Annotated in this window: 1 protein-coding gene; it reads left to right on the forward strand. The window is 68.4% G+C overall.

The window, feature by feature from the left end; translation table 11 throughout:
- The coding region (locus tag EES43_RS30550) for an RHS repeat protein (RefSeq protein WP_164493136.1) at positions 1–1,287 on the forward strand (1,287 nt) is incomplete at both ends.

The following is a 1,287-nucleotide window of genomic DNA, read 5'->3' on the forward strand; positions in this document are numbered from 1 at the left end:
ACCCGCGACGACGTCGCGGGCACCACCATCAACCGGACCGTCCCCGCCGGGGCGACCCAACCCACCGTCACCAGCACCCAGACCGTCGACGACCAGGGAAACCCCGTCAAGACGGAGACCACGTACGGCGACGGCACCCCCGGCACCACCGCCCAGACCACGTTCGACGCGTTCGGCAAGGCCACCCGCGCCGAGGAGGCCAACATCCCCTTCACCGTCGAACACGACTACACCGCCGGCGGCCTGCCCCAGACCGACACCCTCACCCCGAAACCGAACACCACCGGTACAGGGACGGCCACCGGCACCGGCCCGGGCACCGGTACAGACACTCCCGCCAAAGCCCGATACACGCAGGACTCGTTCGGCAACAAGACGCAGAAATCCCTGTCGAAGGGCGGCCAGTCCGTCGAGGGCTGGAAAACGGGGTTCGACGCGGCCGGGCGGTCGACACAGGTCACCGCTCCGGGCGGCGGAGGCACGTCCACCACGACCTACAGCCGGGTCAACGGGCTGGTGGAGTCGGTGACCCTGCCGGACGGCTCCGTGGCGCACCAGCGTGTGGACGGGGCCGGGCGTGGTGTCGAGGCGTGGATTTCGCCGAAGGGCGAGCCGGACGTCAAGCGTGAGCATGTGCGCGTCTCCTACGACCCGGTCACGGGTCAGAGGAACGCGGTGTGGTTCGTGGGTGACGAGGCGGGTTCGAAGATCACGTTCGCGTACCACCCGGACAAGAGCCTCAAGGAGCGGGTGGATCCGGGCGGAAAGAGGACGTCGTACACCTACACCGATGACGGGAAGCCGGCCACGGTCACCGACCACACCGGTGCGGTCACCGCCTACACATACGACCCGAAGACCGGCCGGATGACCCAAGCCGCCCAGTCACGGGGCGGGAAGGAACTCGCCAGGGCCTCCTACACACACAGCGCGGCCGGGCAGCTGGAGAAGATCGACCGGGGCAACGGCGCGGTGAGCACCTACACCTTCAACGACGCCGCTCTGCCCACCGGTGAGAAGCACACCGGGCCAGATGGCCAGGTGATCGCCCAGCACGCCTATACGTACACCCCGCAGCGGCAGTTGGCGACCGACCTGGCCACCGTGCGGGAGAAGGACGGCAGCGAGAAGAAGACCACGACCGCGCACACCTACGACTCCGAGAAGCGACTGAACCGGACCCGCGTCACCGAGGGCCACACCCCGGGGCAGGGCACTCTGGTCAGCCAGTCAAACTACGCCTACGACCTCGCCTCCAACCTCTCCGAAGCCAAGACCACCACCCGT

Source organism: Streptomyces sp. ADI96-02, from assembly GCF_003846185.1.
GTDB lineage: Bacteria > Actinomycetota > Actinomycetes > Streptomycetales > Streptomycetaceae > Streptomyces.